General features: G+C 63.8%; 14 protein-coding genes and 1 pseudogene. 4 read left to right on the top strand and 11 right to left on the bottom strand.

Annotated features, from left to right (window positions below; translation table 11 throughout):
* The first annotated feature begins 345 nt into the window (after positions 1 to 345).
* Complete coding sequence (locus LB565_RS12480) at positions 346 to 2,331, top strand: acyltransferase family protein (RefSeq protein WP_224584550.1); 1,986 nt, start codon at positions 346 to 348, stop codon at positions 2,329 to 2,331.
* Positions 2,332 to 2,701: 370 nt separating this feature from the next.
* Here LB565_RS12480 and preA read toward each other — a convergent pair whose 3' ends face one another.
* From preA to LB565_RS12465, 3 genes and pseudogenes are all read right to left on the bottom strand, one after another.
* A complete protein-coding gene (gene preA / locus LB565_RS12475) occupies positions 2,702 to 4,015 on the bottom strand; it encodes an NAD-dependent dihydropyrimidine dehydrogenase subunit PreA (RefSeq protein WP_224584316.1) in 1,314 nt (437 codons plus the stop codon).
* A gap of 2 nt (positions 4,016 to 4,017) precedes the next feature.
* Positions 4,018 to 5,382 carry an NAD(P)-dependent oxidoreductase gene (locus LB565_RS12470; protein ID WP_224584315.1) on the bottom strand — a complete coding sequence of 455 codons (1,365 nt, stop codon included), beginning with the start codon at positions 5,380 to 5,382 and terminating at the stop codon, positions 4,018 to 4,020.
* Positions 5,383 to 5,496: 114 nt separating this feature from the next.
* A pseudogene (locus LB565_RS12465) lies at positions 5,497 to 6,230 on the bottom strand (gamma-glutamylcyclotransferase).
* Positions 6,231 to 6,722: 492 nt separating this feature from the next.
* Here LB565_RS12465 and LB565_RS12460 point away from each other — a divergent pair.
* Positions 6,723 to 7,499, top strand: a complete 777-nt coding sequence (locus LB565_RS12460; protein ID WP_224584313.1) for a VOC family protein — start codon at positions 6,723 to 6,725, stop codon at positions 7,497 to 7,499.
* A gap of 28 nt (positions 7,500 to 7,527) precedes the next feature.
* Here LB565_RS12460 and LB565_RS12455 read toward each other — a convergent pair whose 3' ends face one another.
* The gene (locus LB565_RS12455; protein ID WP_224584549.1) at positions 7,528 to 8,019 is read right to left on the bottom strand and encodes a hypothetical protein; all 492 of its coding nucleotides are present in this window, start codon (positions 8,017 to 8,019) and stop codon (positions 7,528 to 7,530) included.
* Between the two features lie 195 nt (positions 8,020 to 8,214).
* On the opposite strand from LB565_RS12455, the gene LB565_RS12450 reads away from it, so the two are divergent.
* The gene (locus tag LB565_RS12450) at positions 8,215 to 8,607 is read left to right on the top strand and encodes a DoxX family protein (protein WP_224584311.1); all 393 of its coding nucleotides are present in this window, start codon (positions 8,215 to 8,217) and stop codon (positions 8,605 to 8,607) included.
* Positions 8,608 to 8,692: 85 nt separating this feature from the next.
* On the opposite strand, the gene LB565_RS12445 is transcribed toward LB565_RS12450, so the two are convergent.
* The gene (locus LB565_RS12445) at positions 8,693 to 11,119 is read right to left on the bottom strand and encodes an FAD-dependent oxidoreductase (RefSeq protein WP_224584308.1); all 2,427 of its coding nucleotides are present in this window, start codon (positions 11,117 to 11,119) and stop codon (positions 8,693 to 8,695) included.
* 64 nt (positions 11,120 to 11,183) lie between these two features.
* Complete coding sequence (locus LB565_RS12440) at positions 11,184 to 12,722, bottom strand: trimethylamine methyltransferase family protein (RefSeq protein ID WP_224584306.1); 1,539 nt, start codon at positions 12,720 to 12,722, stop codon at positions 11,184 to 11,186.
* 211 nt (positions 12,723 to 12,933) lie between these two features.
* Between LB565_RS12440 and LB565_RS12435 the strand changes: the two genes are divergently transcribed.
* Positions 12,934 to 13,524: a transglycosylase SLT domain-containing protein gene (locus LB565_RS12435; protein WP_224584305.1), complete on the top strand. Its 591-nt coding sequence runs from the start codon at positions 12,934 to 12,936 to the stop codon at positions 13,522 to 13,524.
* A 13-nt stretch (positions 13,525 to 13,537) separates the two neighbouring features.
* Here LB565_RS12435 and LB565_RS12430 read toward each other — a convergent pair whose 3' ends face one another.
* From LB565_RS12430 to LB565_RS12410, 5 genes are all read right to left on the bottom strand, one after another.
* A complete protein-coding gene (locus LB565_RS12430) occupies positions 13,538 to 15,859 on the bottom strand; it encodes an ABC transporter ATP-binding protein (RefSeq protein WP_224584303.1) in 2,322 nt (773 codons plus the stop codon).
* A gap of 52 nt (positions 15,860 to 15,911) precedes the next feature.
* Complete coding sequence (locus LB565_RS12425; protein WP_224584301.1) at positions 15,912 to 17,069, bottom strand: ABC transporter permease; 1,158 nt, start codon at positions 17,067 to 17,069, stop codon at positions 15,912 to 15,914.
* Positions 17,070 to 17,081: 12 nt separating this feature from the next.
* On the bottom strand, positions 17,082 to 18,116 hold the full coding sequence (locus tag LB565_RS12420) for an ABC transporter permease (RefSeq protein ID WP_040984157.1): 1,035 nt from the start codon (positions 18,114 to 18,116) through the stop codon (positions 17,082 to 17,084).
* 148 nt (positions 18,117 to 18,264) lie between these two features.
* Complete coding sequence (locus LB565_RS12415; RefSeq protein WP_224584299.1) at positions 18,265 to 19,923, bottom strand: ABC transporter substrate-binding protein; 1,659 nt, start codon at positions 19,921 to 19,923, stop codon at positions 18,265 to 18,267.
* Between the two features lie 276 nt (positions 19,924 to 20,199).
* Complete coding sequence (locus LB565_RS12410; protein WP_224584297.1) at positions 20,200 to 26,250, bottom strand: translocation/assembly module TamB domain-containing protein; 6,051 nt, start codon at positions 26,248 to 26,250, stop codon at positions 20,200 to 20,202.
* Between the last annotated feature and the right edge of the window lies 1 nt (position 26,251).

The raw sequence follows: 26,251 nt of genomic DNA, 5'->3' as shown, positions 1-26,251 counted from the left end.
ACTGTCCCGCCAATGCCGCGATGTCGGCGGTTGGCGTTCCTCGTCCGTGAGTGGGCCGCGCTCGTCGACACAGGTCGCCGAAGAGATTCATAAATCTATCGGTGCGCCGCTCCATACCAACGATATTGGGAAGTCGAGGACACGCAAAATCACGTCCCTGTTCCAGCAACACTGCCGGCCAGCAAGGGATGACATTGGCCGGCGCGGCGCCAGCCATCCGCCCCTCATCCTCCCCTTATGTTGCACTGCGTTAGATTTGTTGCATTGCGATATGAGCCCGCAGGCGCAAGTCTTCCCCAAGGCGGGATACGAACGAACGTTGCGAGGTTCGTGTTCGTGTCAGCATTGGCGCAGGATTTCCGACCCGACATAGAAGGGTTACGGGCGCTGGCCGTGGCGGGCGTGGTCGCCTTCCATTTCGGCCTGACCGCGCTGCCCGGCGGCTTTACCGGCGTCGACATCTTCTTCGTCATCTCGGGCTATCTGATCACCCGCCATCTCGTCGCCGAGATATCCGACACCGGCCGGCTTGACCTGTTGCGTTTTTATGCCCGGCGCGCGCGGCGGCTGCTGCCGGCGGCGCTTTTCGTCATCGCCGCAACGCTTGCCGCGGGCGCGATCATCCTGTCGCCGGAGGAGCAGGCGCTCTATTCCAAGGGCGCGATGTTCGCCTCGGCTTATATGATCAATCTGTGGCTGATCCGCTGGTCATTCGACTATTTCGCCAATGACGCCGCGAGCAATCCATTTATCCACTACTGGTCGCTGTCGGTCGAGGAGCAATTCTATCTGGCCTGGCCGGCGCTGCTGATGCTGGCCGCCTGGATGAAGCCCGGCAAGCGCGCCATCATGGTCGCGATCGCCGCTGTCGGCCTGGCTTCCTTTTTTCTCTGCGCCTGGCTGACGAGCGTATCGCAGTCTTGGGCCTTCTACTTTTCGCCGCTGCGCGCATGGGAATTTGCCGCCGGCGGTCTCGCATCGATGGTGCCGGCGCGGCTATTGCAGGAGCGCCCGCGGCTGGGGCGGGCGTTGAGCCTGACCGGACTGGCGATGATCGGGGTCGCTTATCTCACCTTCAGCGAGGACGCTCCCTTCCCCGGCTTTCTGGCGCTTCTGCCTGTGGTCGGTACGGTCCTTCTGCTCAAGGCGGGAGCGGCCGGCGCCAGGGACGGCACTCCTCGTTTGCGCAATTCCGAACTGAACTGCGTGAACGCCGCCCTGGCGCTGCCGCCTTTGCAATGGATCGGCAGGCTCTCCTATTCGCTCTATCTCTGGCATTGGCCGGTCATCGTCTATGCCGGCATGCTGGCGCCGGAGCTGACACCCGCCGAGCGGCTCTACTGCCTTGCGCTGACGTTCGCGCTGTCCATCCTCAGCTACCACCTTATCGAGAACCCGATCCGTCGCAGCGGCTGGCTGATGGCCAATGCGGCGCGGGCGCTGGTGCCGGCCCTCCTCCTGACCGGCACCGGCGTCGCAGCCGCCTACGGCAATGCGAGGCTCGCCGTGCACGACCTCGATCCGGAGCAGCGCATTATCGCGGCGAGTGCCGCGGAACCTTCCACGGCCCGCGCCAGGGCGGGCTGCGTGCAGGACTATGAGACGGTGACGCCGACCCCTTGTGTGTTCGGCGACGGCAGGCGCACCATCGCCCTGTTCGGCGATTCCCACGCCGACCACTGGTCGACGCCGCTGATCGAGGCGGGCCGAAAAAACGGTTACCGGGTGGTGACCTGGCTGAAGAATTCCTGCCGCGCCTCGCGCATCAGCGTCTGGTCGTCCGAGCTCAAGCGCGCCTACTCGGAATGCGACCGCTGGCGCGAGCAGGCGATCAAGGAAATCATCGGCGCAAGGCCGGCGCTGGTGGTCATCTCGGAGCTGGCGTTGACCAGCGGACGCAAGATGGCGGGCGGCGGAGGCGACACGGACAGCCAGGATGCCGATTGGCGGACCGGCCTGCGCTCCACGCTCACCAGCCTGAGCCAGGCCGGCCTTAAGGTCGCCTTCATCCGCGACGTGCCGTTCAACAACGCAAATGTCGACACCTGCGTGGCGCGGGCGCTTTGGCGGAACGAAACGCCCTCGCGCTGCGACCAGACGCGGGCATATGCCGCCAACGACAAGATGGCCAGGGTAGAACGCGAGATCGTGACCAGCATCCCCAACGCTTCCTATGTCGACCTCACCGATCGCTTTTGCAATGCCACCACCTGCCACGTCTTCATCGACGGCAAGCTCGCCTTCCGCGACCAGCACCATATGGCGACGCCCTTCGCGGAATCGCTGGAGCCGGAGGTGGAGAAAAGGGTGATTTCGAAAGTGGGGAAGTGAAGCTGCCAATCTCCCCCTTGTGGGCTACGGCATGCGCACATTTCCAGGCGGCTGGCCTTTGGCGATAGCGTGCATGGCAGCTTGGCGCATGCATTGTCTTATGTAGCGCTGGTCGACCCCCACTCCGTCTCGGCTTCGCCGAGCCACCTCTCCCCCGATCGACGGGGTAGAGGAAAGCGCCAAGCTTTTTGCCGTCAACGCTCGTCCAGCACGCTCCCTTCCTTTCCCTCCGGAGGGGGAAAGGTGGCGCTGCGAAGCAGCGACGGATTGGGGGAACCACGTCGCAATCAAGCCTCGGCCTGATCAGTCGCGCCAGTCACAGAAGATCTGTGCATAAGCGTAGCCCACTACGTGGGGCGAGGAACCAACCCTACTCCGCAGCGACCTTGGCCATCGGATTGTTGGGGTGCGTGGTCCAATTGGCGTAGACCGGCGACACCGGCAAACCGGTGCGCTGGTCGAGCACGCCGGCGGCCAGTGGCTGCATGGTGATGCAGCCCTCCACCGGGCAGACATTGACGCAGAGATTGCAGCCGACGCATTCAGCCTCGATCACCTCGAAATGCCTCACACCATCGACCATGCTGGTGATCGCCTGGTGCGAGGTGTCCTCGCAGGCAATGTGGCAGCGGCCGCATTTGATACAGGCGTCCTGGTCGATATGCGCCTTGGCGACATAGTTGAGGTTGAGATACTGCCAGTCGGTGACATTGGGCGTCGCGCGGCCGATGATGTCGGAGAGCGAGGCGTGGCCCTTCTCGTCCATCCAGTTCTCCAGCCCGGCGATCATCTCCTGCACGATCTTGAAGCCGTAGGTCATCGCCGCCGTGCAGACCTGCACATTGCCGGCGCCGAGCGCCATGAATTCGGCGGCGTCGCGCCAAGTGGTGATGCCGCCGATGCCGGAGATCGGCAGGTCGCGCGTTTCCGGATCGCGCGCGATCTCGGCGACCATATTCATGGCGATCGGCTTCACCGCCGGGCCGCAATAGCCGCCGTGCGAGCCCTTGCCGTCGATGGTCGGCTGCGGCGCGAAACTGTCGAGATCGACGCCGGTGATCGAGTTGATCGTGTTGATCAGCGACACCGCGTCGGTGCCGCCGGCATACGCCGCGCGCGCCGGCTTGCGGATGTCGGTAATGTTGGGCGTGAGCTTGGTGATGACCGGCATGCGCGTATACTGCTTGCACCAGCGCACCACCATCTCGATATATTCCGGCACCTGGCCGACCGCCGAGCCCATGCCGCGCTCGCTCATGCCGTGCGGGCAGCCGAAATTGAGCTCGATGCCGTCGGCGCCGGTCTCCTCGACCAGCGGCAGGATCGCCTTCCAGCTCTCCTCCACGCAAGGCACCATGATCGAGGCGATCAGCGCCCGATCCGGCCAGTTCATCTTCACCTGCTTCATCTCGCGCAGATTGGTCTGCAGGTCGCGGTCGGTGATCAGCTCGATATTGTTGAGACCAAGCAGGCGGCGGTCGGCGCCCCAGATCGCGCCATAGCGCGGACCGTTGACGTTGACGACCGGCGGACCTTCCTCGCCCAGCGTCTTCCACACCACGCCGCCCCAGCCGGCCTTGAAGGCGCGCTCGACATTATAGGCCTTGTCGGTGGGCGGCGCCGAGGCCAGCCAGAACGGATTGGGCGACTTGATCCCGATGAAGGTGTTGCGGATGTCTGCCATGCTCATGCCCTCCCGTTAGAGGTCAGTGCCCGGTGGATGCTCTCGGCCGCGTCGCGTCCTTGCGCCACCGCCGAGACAGTCAAATCATCGCCGCCGAAGATGCAGTCGCCGCCTGCCCAGACTTTTGAGAGCGAGGTGCGGCCTTCGGCATCGACCTTGATGCGGCCGCCTTCGAGCTCGATCTGTTCCGCGCTGCCGTTGAGATGCGCCGGCACGAAGCTCTGGCCGATCGCCTTGAAGACCTGGTCGGCGTTGAGCCGCAGCGTTTCGCCGGTGCCGATAAGCCTGTCTCCGCTCATGGCGGTGTATTCGAGCTCGATGGCCGACACCTTGCCGTTCTCGGCAATGACGCGCTTGGGCTGCAGCCAATGGCGGATGGTGACGCCGTTGGCAGCGGCCAGGTCCTGCTCGAACTCCGACGCGTTCATGTGCTCCTGGCCGCGGCGGTAGCAGATCGTCACCTCTTCCGCGCCGAGCAACTTCGATTGTACCGCGGCGTCGATCGCCGTCATGCCGCCGCCGATGACGACGACGCGCCGGCCGACCGGCAGGCTGGAGAGGTCGCTTGCCTGGCGCAGTTCCGAAATGAATTCCACGGCGTTGGCGACGCCATCTGCATTCTCGCCGTCGGCGCGCAGCGCATTGACGCCGCCAAGGCCGAGACCGAGGAACACCGCATCATAGTTGCGGATCAGGTCGGCAAGTTGGAAGTCGCGGCCGAGCGCCTTGCCGTTTTGAATGTCGATGCCGCCGATCGCGGTCACATAGTCGACCTCGGCCTGGGCGAAATCGTCGACGCTCTTATAGGCGGCGATGCCATATTCGTTGAGGCCTCCGGCCTTCGGCCGCGCCTCGAGGATGGTCACGTCATGGCCGTGGCGGGCAAGCCGATGCGCCGCGGCCAGCCCTGCCGGGCCGGCACCGACCACGGCAATGCTCTTTCCGGTCGGCTCCGCGCGCTTGTAGAACTGCTTGCCCTCGCCCATCGCGACATCGGTGGCGTAGCGCTGCAGCCGGCCGATCTGCACCGGCTTGCCCTCGGCCACCTCGCGCACGCAGGCCTCTTCGCACAGCGTCTCGGTCGGGCAAACGCGGGCGCACATGCCGCCGAGGATATTCTGGTCGAAGATCGTCTTGGCCGAACCCAGGGGATTACCCGTCGCGATCTGCCGGATGAACAGCGGGATGTCGATCGATGTCGGGCACGCGTTCATGCACGGCGCGTCGTAGCAGAAATAGCAGCGATCGGATTCGACCAGCGCCTCGTGGTGGTCAAGCGGCGGATGCAGGTCAGAAAAATTGTCGGCATATTGCTCCGAAGACAGCCGGCCGCCGGCAATGCCTTCGATGAAATGACCAGTTGCCATTCCAGTTCCCCTTGTTGTCGTTTTGGGGAAGGCTAGCACGTTTTATTTTTTTATCAATTGGTCAATTTTCGGCCAAGCCACTGTAATGGCTGTATAAAAACATGATAAATGCACTCATATTATAGTGGCGATTTCCATGACCGGCGGCTCACCGCCAGCGATCCTGTGGCCGTGGAGTAACCGGATTTCGTCCGCCACAAGCTCCTGCAGCCGCCACAGATTGCGGTCATGGATGCCGAATGTCTCGAGGTGGCTGACGGTGTTGTAGAGATATTCGGCACCGGAGCCGACATGGCCGCACGCGCGAGCCAGTATCTTTGCCACGCTTTCCAGCGGCTGCCCGAGCGAAGTGCCCTTACCAGTCACACCGACCCAAAAACCGAGTGCCCGCAACCGGCCTTGCGCCGTGCGCACCGGAACCCACCGGACCGAGCTGACGGACTCATGGTCGTCGATTTCACGCCACAGCAATCTCTCGATCTGGGTTGGTTTCTCGCCATCCGGCAAACGATAGATGACGCCGTCGCAGCGCCCGCCCCGTTCCAGCGCCATCATCAATCCAGGCTGCTCGCGGCTGCCGCGCCAGCGCTTTATGTCGAGGCAGAACGAGCGGTGCCAGCCATGCGCGGCCGCGCGCCGTTGCTCGACGGACTCGAAGGCCGGTTTCCAGATCAGCGAGCCATAGGCGAACACCCACAACGGACCGTCGTCGGCTTCGCCGGACAGGCGCGTGGCGAGCACGCGGAAATCATCATCGCTTAGCTGGGTCCAGTCCCCGCTGGGACCGGGGTCGACCTCGTGCGATGGCAAAGAGCGACAAGCTCGGGCGTGAGCGACATCTGGCGCATGGAAAAAGCGAACCCCTCTTTGAAGGCAGCAAAGTCGAAAAGCGCCGGACACGCAAGATCGTGGGCCCAATGCATGTCACCGAGAATTGTGCAGCGGTTCCGGGACAAGGACATGCATCAAAACAAAGACTTAAAAGCGCGCCACCTGAATCCGCTTCAGCGCGACGCGCTTTTAAGGCGCTTGCCGTCTTCGAATTCTGGCCCAGATGTCGGATTCCTGTCGCCAGGATCGTCCTAAGGTGTGTTGAGATTCAGGTCAGGCCGCGCCGAAAACGGCGGTTTTCGAGAACCGGCCTACGCCGGCCGAAGCCTTCATAGAGCGGAGACGCTTGCGAGGGCTTCGGCCGGCGAAGGCCGGAGCGGAGCGTACTTAAGTACGTGAGCACCGGAAGCGCAGGAAACCGCCATTTGCAGGCCGGCATCACCTGAATATCAACATACCTTAGGATGGATCGAAAAACGATCGCTGCCCGAACCGTGAGGAGACCGACCATGCCGAAATCCCCGCAACCTTTCTTCTGGTACGAGTTGATGACCACCGACCTCGACGCCGCCGAGGCTTTCTACACCGCCGTTGTCGGCTGGAAAGCCGAGCCCTTCGACAAGGCGCCCGGCATGCCCCGCTACATCGTGGTGAATTCCAGCGTGCGCGGCGTCGGCGGGCTGATGACGATGCCGGAAGAACCCGCCAAGATGGGCATGCCGCCAGCCTGGGTCGGCTACATCTACACCAAGGACGTCGACGCCTCGACGCAAGCGCTCAAGGACGCCGGCGGTGCTGTCCATCGCGCGCCGGACGACATTCCGGGCGTCGGCCGCTTCGCCGTCGTCGCCGACCCGCAAGGGGCTTCCTTCATGTTCCTGCAGCCCAACCAGCCGGAGCAGCCGCCGGTGCCGGCGACCACGCCCGGCCATGTCGGCTGGCATGAGCTCTACACCTCGGACTGGAAAGCCGCTTTCGATTTCTATTCCAGCCAGTTCGGCTGGGAGAGCGCCGGCGAGTTCGATATGGGCGAGATGGGTACCTATAAAACTTTTGGCGCTGGCCCCGAATCCGGCGGCGGCATCATGAACAAGCCGCCGCAGATCCCGGTTCCCGTCTGGCAGTTCTATTTCAACGTCGACGCCATCGACGCCGCTGCCAAACGCGTCACCGACAATGGCGGCAAGGTCATCATGGGTCCGATGGACGTGCCAAGCGGGCAGTGGATCATCCAGTGCCAGGATCCGCAAGGCGCGCATTTCGCGTTGCTGGCGCCGACACGGTAGCAGTGCCTACTGACATACTGGCGCCGGATCACTCCGGCGTCAGCACCGCCAGCTTCAGATCGGCCTTTTTCGCGCCGCTGAGCTGGACGATGGCCGCTCCGCCCTGTAGCTTGAAGCGCACGCTCTTGCGAATCCCCGGGCAGTTCTTGACGCCGCTGAAAGCCGCCGATTTCACGGTCTTGCCGTCCTGCACGACATCGATCCAGGCCTCATCGGACAGGCTGAACTGCAGCTCGCCTTCAGGCGGCACGGTCACATTTGCCGTCGCGCCGAAGGTGCCGGCTTTCGGTGCACGGTCCGGCGGCACCTCAAAGCTCACCGTGTCAACCGCCGCGAGCGAGAAATCCACCGCTTGCCCGACCCTGAGGGTAGCGCCGGACTGGGCGGCTTGCGCTGCCGCAAACAGGGCCTGCTCGCGCGCAACCGGCCATTTGAAGGCGTCACAACCGGCGTCTGCGGCTGCGGCGAAGCTGGTGCCTGCAAGAACTGCGAACAGGCTGATGATGACGACTTTTTTCATGGCAAAGCGGACCTGTACGGTTTGATATCTCCACCCATCAATACAACCTTGAGGATAAATATGCAACCATTACGAGAGCAAATATCGGAAATGAAACCATTTCCACTCACCGATTGTTGAAGGCGAGCCACGGGAAGTGAGTGGTCCACTGCCGGACGATAATTTAGGCCGGGCGAGGGGTAAATGGAGTTGTAGATGAAGCTTTTCGAAAGCCTCGCCCAGTACCGTCCGCAAGCGCTGGGCGTGTTGCGCATCATAACCGCCTTGCAGTTCATCGAACATGGCTCGCAGAAGCTGTTCAACTTCCCGGTCAGCGCCGAGCCACACGTCCTCACCGGGCTGACGACGGCTGCCGGTATCCTCGAATTCGCCGGCGGCATCCTGTTGGCGCTCGGCCTCTTCACCCGTCCGGTCGCCTTCCTTCTGGCCGGCGAAATGGCCATCGCCTATTTCATGGCGCACTTTCCGCGAGACTTCTTCCCCGTCAACAACGGCGGCGACTCGGCGATCTCCTTCTGCTTCATCTTCCTCTACCTGATCTTCGCCGGGTCCGGCGCCTTCGCGCTGGACAACCGTCGCAGCGCCTGAAGCATCGAAGGGTGCGCGCCTGGAGGCTTTTTGTTTTGACGTAATTCCGGACGGAAAACCGCTTCGCACATTTTCTGGAATTGCTCTAGCCGCGCATCCGCTCGAAATTGGCATCGAAGAGCGGCGCCGCCTGGATGCGCGCCGCATGACGCTTGCCCAGGATCTCGATCTCGAAACCGTCCGGTCTGTCGGCGATCTCCTTCGGCACATAGCCCATGGCGACCGATGTCTTGGAATTGTGCGCGAAGCCGCCGGAGGTGACCCAGCCGCGCACGACGCCGTCATGCCAGATCGCCTCGTCGCCGATCACATCGGCATCGGCGGCCTCGACGACGAAGGCGCGTAGCCTGAGCTTGCCGCCTTGCTTGCGCTCGGCGAGCGCCGCTTGCTTGCCGATGAAATCGGCGTCCTTGCCATAGGCGACGAAGCGATCGAGCCCGGCCTCGACCGGCCCATAGATCGGCCGGTACTCGCGGGCCCATGAGCCATAGTTCTTCTCGAGCCTCAGCGCATTGAGCGCGCGCGAGCCGAACAGGCCGATCGAAAATTCCTCGCCCGCAGCCAGCAGCGCCTGGTAGGCGGCGCGCTGGTATTCCGGCGCCACCCAGATCTCATAGCCGAGGTCGCCGGTATAGCTGACGCGGCCGACGAGGCACGGCGCCATGCCGATATCCATCCTGGCCACTGCCATGAAGGGAAATGCCGCGCTGGAAACGTCGGCGCGAGTGACCTTGGCGAGCACCGCCCTCGCCTTCGGCCCGGCGATTGCGAGACCCGCGAGCTTCTGCCCCAGCGCCTCGATCCGCACCGAGCCCTCCTTGGGCAGATGCGCCTCGAACCAGCGCATATGATATTGCTCGGCGATACCTGAGCCGGCGATGAACCACTCTGCGTCGTCGATGTTGGCTAAAGTGAAATCGCCGATCAGCTTGCCGTCCTCCTTCAGCATCGGCGCCAGGGTCATACGGCCGCGCTTGGGCAGCTTGCAGGCAAGTATCCGGTCGAGCCAGGCGGCCGCGCCCTCGCCTGTCACCTTGTATTTGGCGAAGTTCGAAATCTCCGACAGGCCGACGCCGTTGCGTACCGACGCGACTTCCTCGGCGACATGGTCGAAGTCGGTCGAGCGTCGCCATGAGAACTCGTCTTTGACGCCATCCGGCGCATACCAGAGCGGCACCTCCAAGCCGTATGACACGCCCCATTGCGCGCCTTTGGCGGCAAGCGTGTCATAGAGAGGCGTCGTCTTCAGCGGCCGCCCGGCCGGCAGTTCCTCGTTGGGGAAGCGGATCGAGAAACGGCGCGAATAATTCTCGCGCACCTTGGCGTTGGTGTAGGCCATCGTCGCCCAGTCGCCATAGCGCGCCACGTCCATCGCCCAGATATCGGCGCCCGGGTCGCCCTCGATCATCCAGTTGGAGAGCGCGAGCCCCACGCCGCCGCCCTGGCTGAAGCCTGCCATGACGCCGCAGGCGACCCAGAAGCCCGGCAGGCCGCGCACCGGGCCGACCAGCGGATTGCCGTCGGGGGCGAAGGTGAAGGGGCCGTTGATGATCTGCTTGATGCCGGTTTTCTGGAAGGCCGGAAAATGGCGGAAGCCGACTTCGAGCGACGGCGCGATGCGGTCGATGTCCGGCTCCAGCAGTTCATGGCCGAAATTCCAGGGGGTGGAAAATTCGGACCAGACCTTGTTGGCCTTCTCGTAAGTGCCCATCAGCATGCCGCCGCGCTCCTGGCGCAGATAGAGCTCGCCGTCGAAATCGACCGCGTGGATGATCTCGGTGCCGGTCTTCTTGTTCCAGTCGGCGACCTCCGGCATGTCCTCGGTGATCAGGTACATGTGCTCCATGGCCAGCACCGGCAGCTCAAGCCCGACCATGCGGCCGACCTCGCGCGCCCACAGCCCGCCGGCATTGACGACATGCTCGGCAATAATATCGCCCTTGTTGGTGATGACCCGCCAGAGCCCGTCGGGACGGCGCACGATGTCCTCGACCTTGGTGAAGCGCTCGACCTCGGCCCCCAGTTTCCGCGCCGCCTTGGCATAGGCATGCGTCACGCCGGACGGGTCGAGGTGACCGTCCTCCTTATTGCGCACGGCGCCGACAAACTGGCTGGGATCGATGAGCGGCATCAATTCCGCCGCTTCCTTGGCCGAGATCACTTCGAGATCGATGCCGAGATAGCGGCCCTTGGAAACCACGCCGCGCAGCCAGTCGAGCCGCGCCTCGGTCGCTGCCAGAAGCACGCCGCCGGTGAGATGCACGCCGGTGGCCTGCCCCGACAGTTCCTCGATCTCCTTGTAAAGCGAGATCGTGTATTTCTGCAGCTTGGCGACGTTGGGGTCGCCATTGATGGTGTGCATGCCGCCGGCCGCATGCCAGGTCGAGCCCGAGGTCAGCTCGTCGCGCTCCAAAAGCACGACATCGGTCCAGCCATGCCGGGCAAGATGGAACAGCACCGAGCATCCGACGACACCGCCGCCGATGACAACGACCTTTGCATGCGACTTCATGGATTTTTCTCGTTGGTTCAGTGAGTTGAGAGATTGAAATGAGTTAGGACGGGAAGCTGTTCCCTCACGGCTCACCCTGCCCGATCGCTTCCTTGCGGCGCGCCATATAGGCTTCGAGCGCCTCGCGCACGGCGGGATCCATGGCCGGCTGGACATATTCCTCCAGAGCCTTCTTCCACAGCCGCGTCGCGCGCGCCGTCGTGTCGAGGCCCCCGGCCTCCTGCCAGGCCTCGTAATTCTGCCAGTTGGAGAGCATCGGCTGGTAGAAGGCGGTGGCGTAGCGCTCCAGCGTGTGCGGCTCGCCGAAGAAATGGCCGCCGGTCGGCACCGCGCCCAGCGCCTCGACCGCAAGCTCCGCCTCGTCGACCGCGATCGGCCGCAGGAATTCCATCATGTGCTGGATCATCTCGACATCAATGATGAGCTTTTCGAACGAGGCCGTCAGCCCGCCCTCCTGCCAGCCGGCGGCATGATAGACGAGATTGCCGTGGCCAAGCACCGTGCCCCACAGCGCCATCATCGTCTCATACGCGCCCTGCGCGTCGGCGGCGTTGGAGGCCGAGCCCGGCGTCGTGCGGTACGGCAATTTGTAGCGCCGCGCCAGCTGTCCCGAAGCAATGTTGGCCTTGGTGTTTTCCGGCGTGCCGAAGGCCGGCGCGCCCGACTTCATGTCAACATTGGAGGTGAAGGCGCCATACATCACCGGCGCGCCCGGACGCACAAGCTGCGTCAGCACGATGCCGAACAGCGCCTCGGCATTCTGCTGCGCCAGCGCGCCGGCCAGCGTCACCGGGCTCATCGCCCCCATCAGCGTGAATGGCGTCACCGCCACCGACTGGCCGTATTCGGCCATCGTCATCAGGCCTTCGGCCATCATCTCGTCGAAGCGGCGCGGCGAGTTGACCGAAATGATGGTGGTGACGCCGGGATCCTCTCCCATCTGCTCGAGCGTCAGCCCGCGCGCGATCGCCATCATCTCGATGCCGTCCAGCGCCCTGCCCCGGCCGATCGCCGAGACATGGAAGCATTTGTCGGTCAATGTCAGATTGGCGAAATAGGTGTCCATGTGTCTTGTGTTCGCCGGCAGCTCGATCGGCGCGCAGACCTGGTTGCCCAGCATGTGGATGCAGTTGAAATGCTGCGCCAGCCGCACGAGGTCCGAATAATCCGCAAGGTTGCCGGCGCGGCGGCCGCGTTCCATGTCGTGCACATTGGGCGGGCCGGCAACGAGCGTGAAATTGATGGTGCTGCCGCCAAGATGGATGGCTCGACCGGGATTGCGCGGAGTAAGCGTGTAGTTGCTGCACGTCCACTTCAGCGCCTCCTCGACCATGCCGCGATCGATGCGCACATTCATCGAGCCGTGGTCTACCTTGGCGCCGGCGCGCTCGAACAGCGACAGGGCGCGTGCGCTCATCACCTCGATGCCGAAATTCTCCAGGATGTGCATCGATGCCTGGTGGATGGCCTCGATCTGGTCGGCCGATAGCAGCGTCATGGGCGGATAGGGATTCTCCACCCGCCGCGCCGGCAGTTGCGGGATGGCGGCTGGTCCCCGGTTGCTGGTGCGCTCGGCGCCGCGCTTGCGTCTTGGTTCGCTCATGCGTGCATCAGAGCGCCGGCATCACATGCGGGCTGTCAGGAATTCGCCATTTGCCGGCGTGATTTTAGCCAAGGCGGCATTTTTCAAAATCGAGGAAAATAATAGCGACACGAACAGTCGTAATATCGATACTCAGCTTTTCGCACCTCCCACGCCCGCGTTAAGGAAGCGCGCAACACTCCTTTTATGATTTCGGCCTATTCGTCTTCCAATGCGTAAGTCGAGTTTTAGTAAAATTGTCGCTGTTTCCGTGCTGCTGGCGCTTTCGGCCTGCGCGACGGCGCCCAGCCACATCAACAATGTCTGCGCCGTCTTCGACCAGAATGACGGCTGGTTCGACAACTGGCAATCCGCCGCCGAGCGGACCGAACAGAAATACGGCATTCCCGTTCCCGTGCTGATGGCGACGGTGCGCAAGGAATCCGGCTTCAAGAGCAATGCCCGCCCGCCGCGCACCAAGCTGCTCGGCTTCATCCCGTGGACGCATGTCTCCAGCGCCACCGGCTACTCGCAGGCGCTCGACGGCACATGGTCGCAATATCAAAGCGAGACCGGCAACTGGGCGGCGCGCCGCACGCGCTTTGCCGACGCCATCGATTTCGTCGGCTGGTACCACTCCAAGACCGCCGACACTTTCGGTGTCGCCCGCAACGACACCTACAATCTCTATCTCGCCTACTATCTCGGCTGGACCGCCTATGGCCGCGGCAACCGCGGCGACGCCGGCGTTCAAAGCTACGCGCGCGCCACCGACCAGATGGCGCGCGACTACCAGGCGCAGCTACGGCAATGCGGAAACTAATACCCTTCTGGAGTTAGTGCCGCCTTGTCGTATCCTTCGGCCTTGAGACACCGGTTTCCGAATCCTCATCGCGCACTTCGTGGCGACGGGCTTTGAGCACCGCATCGTTCTCCTTCAAGACCTCTTCGGTCGCATCGGCCTCCGCAGTGGCGTTTTTGCCATCCGGACGCTGCGGCGGCGCACCCGCAAAGCCCGGCCCTTCGCCGTGCGGCGCGTCGTCCGGCACGCCTTCACGCGCGGCATGTTCCTTGTCGAACCTGATGACCGGCTCCATCCTGGCCAGCACGTCGTCCGAAAGCCAGCACAGGCTCGTATGGCCGCCGCCGAGATTCTTCACCGGCGGCACCTTGGTCTCGCACAGATTGTCCGGCACCAGCTTCTTGTAGCCGCATCGCGTCTGGAACGGGCAGCCGGTCGGCGGGTTCATCGCCGAGGGAATGTCGCCTTCGAGCACGACATGCTTCTTGACCACGCTGGTGTCGGCGATCGGGATCGCCGACAGCAGCGCCTCGGTATAGGGATGGTAAGGCGGCGAGAATATCTGGTCGGTCGTGCCCTGCTCGACGATATAGCCGAGATACATGACGACGACGCGGTCGGCGATGTAGCGCACCACCGACAGATCGTGGCTGATGAACAGCATCGTCGTCTTGTTCTTGCGCTGGATGTCCATCAACAGCTCCGTCACCGCCGCCTGCACCGAGACGTCGAGCGCCGAGACCGGCTCGTCGGCCACCACCACCTTGGCATCGCCGGCAAAGGCGCGCGCGACGCCGATGCGCTGCTTCTGGCCTCCCGACAGCTGGCGCGGCTTGCGGGTCTCGAAGGCGCGCGGCAGCTTCACCAGGTCGAGCAATTCCAGCATGCGCTGGCGCCGCTCGGCGACATTCTTGCCGACATTGAACTTCTCCAGCGTGCGGATGATCTGCGAGCCGACCGTGTGGCTCGGGTTCAGCGTGTCGAACGGGTTCTGGAACACCATCTGGATCGACGACACCGTATCGACGCCGCGGCGCTCGATGCCCGTAGATTGGATCTCCTTATTGGCTAAAGTCACCGTGCCGGAGCTGGCAGTCTCGAGGCCCAGCAGCACCTTGGCCAGCGTCGACTTTCCGCAGCCGGACTCGCCGACGATCGCCACCGTCTCGGATTCGCGCGCGGTGAACGAGATCGTCTCATTGGCCTTGACGACGCGGCCTTCGCTGGAGCCGAACACCTCGCTGCCGCCGACCTTGTAATACTTCTTGAGATCCTGGATCTTCAGCACCGGCGCGCCGGGCTCGACCTTTTCGTTGACCTTCTTGGCGCCGGGCGGCAGCGCCTCCCAGTCGATCTCGTTGAAGCGCACGCAGCGCGAGAAATGCCCCTCATGGCCCTCGACCGGGATCATCGGGATTTCCGCCGCATTGCAGACGCCCTCGACGAAATGGTGGCAGCGCGGTCCGAAATTGCAGCCCTTCGGCCGCTCATGCGGCAGCGGCAACTGTCCAGGAATGGAGATCAGCGGCCGTGAATTCTTGTCCGCGCCCGGCAGCGGGATCGAGCGGAACAGCCCTTGCGTATAAGGGTGGCGCATCCGGTCGAACACGTCCTCGATCTTGCCGGTCTCGACAGCCTCGCCGGAATACATCACCGTGATCTTGTCGCAGGTCTCCAGGATGAGGCCGAGATTGTGCGACACGAAGATCATCGAGGTGCCGAACTTCTCGCCCAGACCCTTGACCAGTTCGACAATGCCGGCCTCGACGGTGACGTCGAGCGCGGTGGTCGGCTCGTCGAGCAGAAGCAGCGCCGGTTTCGACAGCAGCGCCATGGCGATGACGATGCGCTGCTGCTGACCGCCGGAAAGCTGGTGCGGATAGGAGCGCATCATGCGCTCCGGGTCGGGCAGCTTCACCGCCCGCACCATCTCCAGCGCGCGGTTGTACGCCTCTTCCTTCGACACCTTGTCGTGGATCAGCGGCACTTCCATCAGCTGCTGGCCGATCTTCATCGCCGGGTTAAGGCTCGCCATCGGCTCCTGATAGATCATGGCGATCTTGTTGCCGCGGATCGAGCGCAGCTCATCCTCGGAGAGCTCACCCATGTCCTTGCCCTGGAATTTGATCTTGCCGCCGACGATCTTCCCGATATTGGAGAGGTCGCGCATGATGCCGAGCGAAACGGTCGACTTGCCGCAGCCGGACTCGCCGACGATGCCCATCGCCTCGCCGGGCATGACCGTGCAGGAAAAATCCATCACAGCCGGGATCTCGCCCTTGCGGGTGAAGAAGGAGATCGAGAGGTTCTCGATCTCGATGATTGGTTGAGCCGGATTTCGAACTGCCTCGTTCATGGGTCGCTCCAATCCTAAATTGTTTCAGCAGGTAGGGCCTGAACCCTGACCATCAATCCTTCATCGACTGTTCGCGCAGCGAGTCCGCCAAAAGGTTCAGCCCCAGCACGAACGACATCAGGGCGATCGTGGGCGGCAGCGCCGGGTGGATGAAGGACCGCAACAGCCGGCTGGCGTCCTTGATCGCGGTGCCCCAATCGGGGCTTTCCGGCGCCAGGCCCAGGCCGAAATAGCCGAGCGTTCCGAGCAGGATCGTCGTGTAGCCGATGCGCAGGCAGGCATCGACGATCAGCGGACCGCGCGCATTGGGCAGGATCTCCCACAGCATGATGTACCAGGGCGATTCACCGCGCGTCTGCGCCGCCGCCACATAGTCGCGCGTCTTGATATCCATGGTCAGCCCGCGCACGATGCGGAACACGCCGGGGCTGGAGGCGAACACCACGGCCACGAAGATGTTGAGCTGGTTGGGATCGATGTGCACGATGTGCAGCGGGTCCTTGTCGAAGACGAGGCCCGCATAAATCCAGCCGCCCAGCACCAGCGTAATGCCGAGCAGGATATAAAGCCGGTCCGGCCGTTTCTTGTAGCGGGTCCAAAACAGCACGCAGAAGAAGATGATCGGAAACAGGAAGAACAGTCCCGCCATGCCATAGGGGATCGGCGTGTCCATGATGCCCGGCGTCACCAGCAGGTAGAACAACAGGATGACCGGGAAGGCCAGCACCAGATTGGCAAGGAACGATAAGAGCGTATCGATCTTGCCGCCATAATAACCGGCCGGCAGGCCGAGGGTGATGCCGACCATCAGCGCGAAGCCGGTGGCGGCCGGCGCGATGATCAGCACGATCTGGCTGCCATAGACCATGCGCGAGAATACATCGCGGGCGAGCTTGTCGCCGCCGAAATAATAGACGAGCTTCGACGCCGGCTCGATCGCGCCGGGCAGCGTGTCCTTCATGACCGAGACCTGCGCCAGCGGATCGAAGGGCGAGATGGTCGAGGCGAAGATCGCCGTGAACAGCCAGAACAGGCAGATGAAGACGCCGGCAATGCCGACGCCGCTGTCGAAGAGCTGGCCGTAGAGCCCGAGCCGCTTCTTGTAGGCAAAGCTGGCGCCCATCACCAGGATGAGCGCGGCCCACACCGGCCAGAACCGCCAGAGCACGCCGAGAACCACGTCGAAGGCGCTGATATATTCCGTTTGCATCGGCCCTGCCCTCTACTGAACCCTGATACGCGGATTGAGAAACGCGTAGCCGACGTCGGAAATCAGCTGCGTGATCAGCACGATGAACACCGAGACCAGCGAGCAGCCGAGCAGCAGGTCGATATCGTTGTTGCCGGCGGCCTCGACCAGCGTGTAGCCGAAACCCTGGTAGCGGAACATCACCTCGACGATGACGACGCCGGTGAGCAGCCACGGGAACTGCAGCATGATGACGGTGAAGGGCGCGATCAGCGCGTTGCGCAACGCATGCTTGATGACCACGCTGCTGAAGGACAGGCCCTTCAGCCGGGCGGTGCGGATATATTGCTGCGTCATCACCTCGACCATCGAGGCGCGTGTCATGCGCGCGATATAGCCGATGCCGTAGATCGCCAGCGTGATCACCGGCAGCGTGAAATTGTAGAAGGTGATGCCCTGGCTGGCGGACGCCGCCGAACCGTTCAGCCAGCCGAGCCAGGATGCGAAAATGACGGTGAAGATGACGCCCGACACATATTCGGGCGTCGCCGTCGAGGCGATCGAGGCGACCGACAGCACACGATCCGTGCGCGAGCCTTCGCGCATGCCGGCGAGAATGCCGATCAGCAGCGAGATCGGCACCATCACCGCCAGCACCCAGAACATCAGCAAGCCCGTGGCGCCGAGCGCGGGGAATAGCTTGGCCGCGACCGTTGTCTTGAACTTGGTCGAGCAGCCGAAATCGCCCTGCAGCACGCCGGAGAATTGCGGCTCCGTCGGATCATTGCAGAAGGAGAAGCGCTGCGTCGTCTTGCCGGTCGCCGGATCGGTGATCGGATGCTTCGGCAGGACGCCCAGCCACTGGCCGTAGCGCAGGAAGAAGTTCTGCCGGTAGCCATGATTGACCAGCCAGCTTTCGAGCTGGTCGGCGGGCGTATGCATCTCGGTCTGGCTGATCGCCAGTTTCTTCAGATTGGGCTCGAGATTGACGAGGAAGAAGACGACCAGCGTCAGGCACAGCATCGTGAGCAGTATCGTGCCGATGCGTCTGGCGATGAATGAGAACATGTGCCCCCCTGCCGGCCGGGTTGGGGTCAGATACGTTCAACCCTGTTTCGAAAAGCCGATGACGCCCCGCCACCGCTGCAGGATATGCAACGGCGACGAAGCTGCAAATACGAGGGGCCGCCGCCCCTCGTATTCATCGCGCCATGGATCATGCCTGCTCGAGCCAGACCTTGCCGAAGTCGTGCTCGTAGGTGGGGTGCATCGAGTGGTTCTTCACCTCGGGCTTGATATTGATGTAGAGCTTGCGCCAGTAAGGCTGGATGATGATGCCGGAATCCTGCAGGGTCTGCTCGATATCCTTCATCACAACCTTGCGCTTCTCCGCATCGGCGATGCCGAGCGCCTCGTTCACCTTCTTGTCGAAGTCCGGATTGGCGTAGGCCGTCTCGTTCCACGCTTCGCCGCTGCGGTAAGCGATGGCGATCACCTGGATGCCCAGTGGGCGCATGTTCCAGTTGGTTTCCGAGAAGGGATACTTCGTCCAGTCGTTCCAGAAGGTCGAGCTTGGCAGCACGGTGCGCTTCACCTTGATGCCGGCTTCGCGCAGCTGGGCCGCGATCGCGTCCGTGGTGTTCTTGTGGTAGTCCTCGTCGTTGCTGATCAGCTCGTGCTCGAAATCGATCGCGCCGGCTTCCGTCAGCATCTGCTTGGCCTTGGCGATGTCGCGCTTGATCTCCGGCAGCTTGACGTATTCCGGATGGATGGGCGCAACGTGGTGGTTTTCGGCCGGCGTGCCGGCATTGCCGTAGCCGAGCTGCAGCACGGTGGCGTTGTCGACGGCAAGCAACATCGCCTGACGAACCTTCTGGTTGTCATAGGGCTTGTGCGTGACGTTGAAGCGCGAAACCACGGTGGCCGCCGTCACGACTTCCGAGACCGGCGCGCCGACGTCGGCGATGATCTTGATGTAGTCGGCGGTCGTTTCGTGGTTGGTCTGGACTTCGCCCGACTCGAAGGCCGAGACGGTCGCGGCCGGATCGGTGCCGTAGTCGATGAACTCGACGCCGTCGAGGAACGCCTCGCCCTGCCACCACTTGCCGGTCGTGCGACGCTTGTAGACCACCTTCTGGCCGACGTCGTAGGAGACGAGCTCGAACGGACCGGTGCCGATCGGGCAGTTCTTGAAGTTCGCGCCCTTCTCGTCGAAGGTCTTGTGCACGACCAGCGCCGGATAGTCGCAAAGGTTCGGGATGATGGCGATGTCTGGCTTCGACAGCTTGAGCTTGACCGTCATGTCGTCGACCTTGACGACGGAGCCTTCGCGCAGCTTCTTGGTCTTCTCGTCGACGAGGCTGCCGAGACGGCCAGGCATCGAGTTGCCTTCCGCGCCCTTATCCGCCCAGCGGGTGAAATTGTGGATCACGTCGTCGGCGGTGAACTTGTCGCCGTTGTTCCATTCGACGCCCGGCCGCACATGCAGCGTGTATTCGGTGGCGTCGTCATTGATGTCCCAGCTCGCCAGGAGGTAGGGCGCGAAGGTGTATTCCTTGGTGTATTTCACCAACGGCTCGAGCGCCTGGCGCTCGGCATTGGCGATTTCGGACCAGTCGGCGGTGCGCGGATCCTTCGGATCCTTGATCGACATTGCGACCTTGAGCACGCCGCCCTTCTTGCCCTGCACGTCCTCGGCCCGGGCCGAGGTCGGCGCGGCGAGGCCGAGCATGCCATAGGCCATTGCCGTCGATGCGCCGAAGACGCTGGCCAAAGCCAGGAATTCGCGGCGGTCCACGCCGCCCGATTTGGCTTGTTCGGCCATTTTCAGGATGTGATCGGGAACGCGATCACCATTGCTCTTATAGATTGCCATGACTTACTCCCATTGTTGGCTTTCCGCCTTTTAACATTCCGCATCCAGACCGCGTTGTCAAAAGACGGTGTGGAGTAGGAACATGCCAGGAATGTGCATCTTTGGCTGCAACCCGGTTCGCGCGATAGCGACAGTCATGACGCAAATTTGTTATCGCGAGGCGGATTTCTCAAAAAATCGTCGCGGGCGATTAAATCAATAAATTTTATACGGATAACGGCCCGCCCCCCCGCGGCGGACAGTCCGCCGGGCAGGCAGAGAAGCGCCGGCGCGGCCTCAATATTCGCGTTCGTAAAAGACGCCGCCCTTTGCTTCGCCGGCATCGTTGGCCTCGCCGCGCAGCTTCACGCCGCGACCGACGTTAAGGTCGATCGTGGCTTTGCCGGAGCCCGGCTTGTCGCCCTTCTGTATGGTCACATAGGTGCGGTCGTTGAGGTATTTGCCAGCCGAAACCGCGGTGCCGCCCTTCTCGTCCGTCGTCACGTCGAGATCGTCGATGCCGATCGCGTTGCGCAGGTTGTCGAGCAGCGAGGTCGAGCCGCCGGCGCCTGCCAATTGAGCGGCAGCGTCGGCGAGCTGGGCGATCTGCAGCGGCGAAAGATTCGACATCGAACGGCCGAAGATCAGCTGCGCCAAGACCTCGTCCTCCGGCAGCGCCGGAACAGAGGAGAAGTTGAATTTCGGATTGGTCGCCTCGCCGGAAACCACGATTGTCACGGTGGCGCTGCTTGTCGTCGTGGTCGCGGTGAGGTTGAGGTAAGGTACCAGCGATCCCTGGAACCCGACCGTACCGTCCGTGAATGTCAGCCGTTTGGCGAGGATCGTTAGCCGCCCGCGCTGCAAGGTGAAGGTGCCCACGGCCTGCGGTGACGACGCCGGGCCCGTTAGTTTGAGCGATCCGCCCAGTTCGGCGTCGACGCCCCTGCCCTGGATGAAAATCTGGTTAGGCGCATTCACTGTCAGATCGAGGGTGAGCCCGCTGCCGCCATTGCTGCCGCTGGATGTCGCCGGGTGCAAGGCCTTGTCCTGTGCCCGCACGGCGCGAGGCGCATTCTTATGCTTGACGTTGAGTTCCGAGAGTGACCCGGGCAGTTTGTCCGGAACGGTGATGACCGTCCTCGCCAGGTTGACGGTGCCGGCGATCACCGGCGCCGAGACGAGCGGTCCCTTGATCGTCAGGTCTCCGCCGAGATTGGCGGTCACCACCCGGCCGTCGGTATAACGGCCGTCGGTAAGCTTGATGGACAGGTCGGCCGGAAAGCCCTGCGCCGGGGTGATGCCTACCGTGCCGCTCGCCGACAGGCTGCCGCGCGTCGACAGCGTTCCGGTCAGGCGGTTGATCCTGGCGACGCCGCCGCCGATCGAAACGTCGGCGGCGATGTCGTTGACCGCCAGGCCGGAACGCGCATCGATAAGGCGCGCGCCCGACGTCGTCACTTTGCCGCTGATCACGGGCGCGGATGCAGGACCGCGCACCTGCACATCGACATTGGCTGTGCCGTTGAGCGCCAGGCCTTGCGCGGCAAGCTTGGCGGCAAGGAAGGAAAACGGCACCTTGCCCTTGAAGTCGAGCGCCAAGGTGGGCGTGCCCGCCGTCGTCACCGTGCCGCCACCCTTGAGGCCGAGGCCGGCGCCATCGCTGACGTCGGCATCGAAAGCGAGCTTGTTGCCGGCGAAGGTTCCCGACGACGACACATTCATGCCGCCGAGACCGGCGCCGCGCGTCTGCGAGGTCTGCACGCCGGACGCATCGATGTTGAAGGCGGCCGAGGGGGCCGCCGGCGCGCCAGTGACCTTGACCGTGCCCGAGACCGAGCCGGCCGCGTCGAGACCCGGCGAGAAACTGTTGGCGAGCGAGATCGGCACCTTCGCCAGATTGGCGTTGATGTCGAGCGCCTGCGCGACCTTGCCCGTCACCGTTGCCGTGCCGCCGCCGAGGTTGAGCACCAGCCGGTCGAGCGTCGTCACACCGTTGGCAACCTTGATCGTCGAGGCCTGCGCGATCGCGGCCTTGATGCCCTGCACCGTCGCCTGGCCCGACGCGAGCTCGACCGTCGTCGTGCCGTTGGCGACCTTCACCCGGCCGGCGGCTTTGGCCGGAATATTCTTGACGGTGGCGCCGCCTGAAAAGCCGGTCCAGTCGCCGTCGCGCTTGAGGTCGACATCGATACCGGTGATGGCGGTTCCGCCGGAAGTCACGCTCTCGGCGCGCACCGTACCGGCGATGACCGGTGCTGCCATGTAGTTCGCGATCTGCGCGTCGATGGCGACATTCCTGGCGGAAAGATCGCCGCGCTTGATCTGCGAGGTGTTCGCCTTGACGGCGACATTGGGTCCGTTGGCTGCTTTGGTAAAAGCGATCGTGCCGCGCACATTGCCCTCGGCCTTTTCCAAGGCCAGCGCGGCCAGCGGCCCGATATCGGGCAGGTCGAGCAAAACGGTGCCGACCGGCACGAAGGCGTCGTCGAGCGCGAGATCGCCCGAAATCTTGTTCGGACCGAGCGACAGCAAAAGCCCATTGATCGCACGGCTGCCATTGGTCGTGGCCAGCACCGCGCTGCCTTGCAGATTCTGCCCGGCGACATTGCCGGTTAGCTCAACATTGGCCGCCGGATTGGCGGCATCGGCCTTGCCGCTGGCCGTGAGCTTCAGCCCGGTGATCTCGCGCGCCGCCACCGAAAGCCGGTCGCTGCTCACCGTCATCGACAGGTCCGGCGCGGTAACCGGGCCTTGCGCGTTCAAGGCAAAGGCGATGGCGCCCTTGGCGTCTTTCGACAGCCCCGAAACGTCGCTCAACGCGCCTCTGATCCCGGCGGCCAGCTTGCCGTCGGCAAGGCTTGCCTGCCCATCGGCGCTGAGCGCGCCCGAATTCAGCTTCAGCCCGTCGACATTCACATTACCATTGGCATCGCGCTTCAGCACGGCGCTCAACTCAGCCCTCTCGCCAAGCGCGCCGCGCACTGCGGGCGGCAAAGCGGAAGAAGCGACATTGGCTGTCATGTTGAGGTCGACCGCGCCGTCACCCAGCGATATCCGGCCGGCTACCTGGCTGTTGAGCGCATCGCTCGTCAAGGAGCCGCTGTTCACGGCGACGGCATCGGTCGTCAGGCGGCCATTGACCTTGGCCGTGACCTTGCCGGCGATCAGCGGCGCGATCATCGGATTGTCGAGGCCGATCCTGTCCACCGACACCGTGCCGGAAACCGGACCTGCCCGCCCCTTCAGGTCGAAGGCTTCCGAATGCAGTACCAGGGTGAGGCCGTCCACCGTCGCCTGGCTGGCGGCAACGGAAGGCAGGATTGCTGACACATCGAGCCGCGCTTGTGTGCTTTCGCCCGCCATCTTTGCCGACAAGGACCGGACCGCGATCTTGACCGGGCTCTCGGCGCTGCCGACCGTCAACGGCAGGCTGGCTCCGGACGAGGTAAGATCGAGGGAGAAATCGCTGGCGCCGTTCGGGTTTAGGGTGCCGGCGGCCTTGCCCGAAATCCCTTCGCCCGAAAGCGTAGCGTGGTCCAGGGCGACGCCGCCTGCCAGCGTGTAGGTGCCGGCGGCGTCCAGATCCAGCGGCCCGAGCCCCGCCTGCCGGGTCTGGCTGGTCTCGGCGCCCGCCATCTTCGCGTTGAACTGAATGTCGGGGTTGGACGATGGACCCGTGACGTGTGCCGTGCCCTCCAGCGTTCCGGTCCCGTCAAGTCCGGGCATGAAGTCGTTGGCGAGGGCCAACGGCAGGTTGGCGAGGTTTGCCGTGAGGTCGAGGATCTGACCGGCGCTGCCGGAAATGGTTGCCGAGCCGCCGCCGAGATTGAGCGCGAGCTTCTCGATGGAAGTCACGCCATTGGCGATGGAGAGGCTGGAGGGCTCGGCGATGGCCGCCTTGATGCCGCGCACCGTCGCCTCGCCGGAAGCGATTTCCACGCTTGTCGTGCCGTTGGCGATCTTCACGCGGCCGGTGGCGGTGGCCGGAATGCCGGACGCCGTGGCGCCGCCGGTAAAGTTCGTCCAATCGCCGTCGCGCTTCAAGTCGATGCCGATGCCGCTGATGACCGTGCTGCCGGAGGTCACGCTGTCGGCCTTGATGGTGCCTGAGATCGCCGGCCCTTTGAGGTAGTTGGCGATCAGCGCGTTGACAGTGATGGCTTTCGCCGCCAGATCGCCGCGCGCGATCGACGTGCTGGCCGCATTGATGGTGACAGTCGGCGCCTCGCCGTCCTTGGCGAAGGCGATGGTGCCGTTGATGTCGCCGGTGGCGGTCTGATCCGCGAGCGCCGCAAGCGGTCCGATGTCGGGCACGGCAAATGTCAGCGTGCCGAGCGGCAGGAACTTGTCGTCGAGCGTGAGATCGCCCGACACCTTGTTGTCGCCGAGCGCCAGGCTGAGACCCCTGATCGAGCGCTTGCCGTCGGCCGTCACCAGTGAGGCTGCGATGTCTAGCGCCTGCCCCTCGGCGCTGCCGGTCAGCGAGATTTCGGCCGTGGGATTGGCGATGTCGGCCTTGCCCTTGGCCGAGAGCTTGATGTCCTTCACCGTGCGGCCGGCCGCCGTCAGGCTGGCGCTGTCGGCTGAAACGGAGAAATCCGGCGCCCAGCGCGGACCGGTGGTCGTCAGCGCGAAATTGACCCCGCCCGCGAGCGGCGTGCCGGCGAGCGACGACAGTGGCGAGACGTCGCCCAACGTGCCTTTGACGCTGGCCTGGATATCCGATCCTTGCATGCTGCCGGTGCCGCTGGCGCTGAGGGAGCCGGAGCTGATCTCCAGCGAGTTGGCGGCGAAGGCGCCCTGCGGATCGCGCGTGGCAGTGGCCGAGAATTTCACCCGCTCGCCAAGCAGCGAGCTGATCTGCGGCGGCAATGCCTTCGAGACGGCGTCGGCATTCATCTTCAGCGTCATCGAAAGGTCGGCCAGCGCCACATTTGCCGTCAGCCCGGCATTGAGCGCATCGCTGCGCAAAGTCCCTTTGTCGATGGTCACGGTCTCGCGGCTGACCGTGCCGGAAAGGTCCGCGGCAAGCTTGCCGGTCACCAGCGGCGCCAGTGTCGCCACATCGGTCTTCAGGCCGGCGGCCGCGAGCTTGATGGCGACCGGACCGCTAAGGGCTTCGATGTCGAAGCCGTCGGAATGGACCTCGCCCGTAATATTGTTGAGCTGGGTGCCGCCGACCGCGACCGAAGTAAGGGACGTGCCGACATCGACCTTCGGCGCCTTGCCGCCGCCGAAGGCGCGCACCGTGGCCTTTTCGACCGCGACCAGGATCGGAACCGCGCTGTTGCCGACATCGACGGTGACCGGTTTGTCCTTTGCGGAGAGCTCGACCGACAGGTCGCTCGCGCCTTTCGGATCGACATTGCCGGTGGCAGTGCCGTGCACGGATGCGCTCTCTATGACGGCTTGCTCGATATCGATCCCACCCGACGCGGTCGCCGTTCCGGCAAGGTCGAAGCTCGTCTTGCCGGCAAACAGCGCCTTTATCTTCTCCGGCAGGAATCCTTCGAACTGGCCGTCGCCCTTGGCCTCGATGCGGTGGCCCTTGTCGGTCAGCTGGTGCCGGCCGGTCAACTGGCTGACGATCCGGCCGTCGACCATGAAGGTGCCGACGCCGCTCCAATTGGCGAAAGGCCCACTGCCCGTAACGATGATGTTGACGGGCGGCGCATCCGGCAGCTTGAGCAAATTGGCGATGATGCCGCCGGCCGGCTCCGACGCCTTGAGGTCGAGGTCGAGCTTGTTGTCGGCCGGCGCAAAGTGGATCTTGGCGTCGACATTGCCTTGCTTGCCGTCATGGCGGCTGACGTTGAGCACGCTTTCGATCGCCAGCGGCGACGGATCGGCCCTGAGCGAACCCTTGGCGGCCAGTTCGGCGATGCCGCTGCCGGCAAGCTCCTGTCCCAGCGCGATCTCCGGCAGGTCGATCTGCTTCACGTCGATCGACACCGGCAGGCTGGACGAGCCACCTTGCGATGGCTGCTGGCTCGGCTGCGGCAGCCGCGCCAGCTCAATGCGCTCGGCGGCGAAGCGGTCGGCATTGAAATTCCGGGACAGCAGCGCCGCCGGCGACCAGTCGAGCGCCACCTTGCGCGCCACCATCCAGGCGCCGGCGCGGTCTTCCAGCACGACGTGGTCGACCCTGAGCGCGCCCGACCAGATGCCTTCGATGCCGGCGATCGTGACCTTGCGGTCCTCGTTGGAGGCCATCTTCGAAATGAGGCCGGCAAGATTCTGGCGGCCGCCTTCGGTGCCGGTCAAAACAACCAGCGCGCCGATCGCCACCACCAGCAGGATGAGCAGCGCGTAGAGGCAGATGCGGAGGATGCGCCAGAAGATCTTCATC

It is taken from the genome of Mesorhizobium sp. CA14 (assembly GCF_020165195.1).
GTDB lineage: Bacteria > Pseudomonadota > Alphaproteobacteria > Rhizobiales > Rhizobiaceae > Mesorhizobium.
Note: the sequence above shows the minus strand (reverse complement) of the source record. Positions and strands in the feature narration are given on the sequence as shown.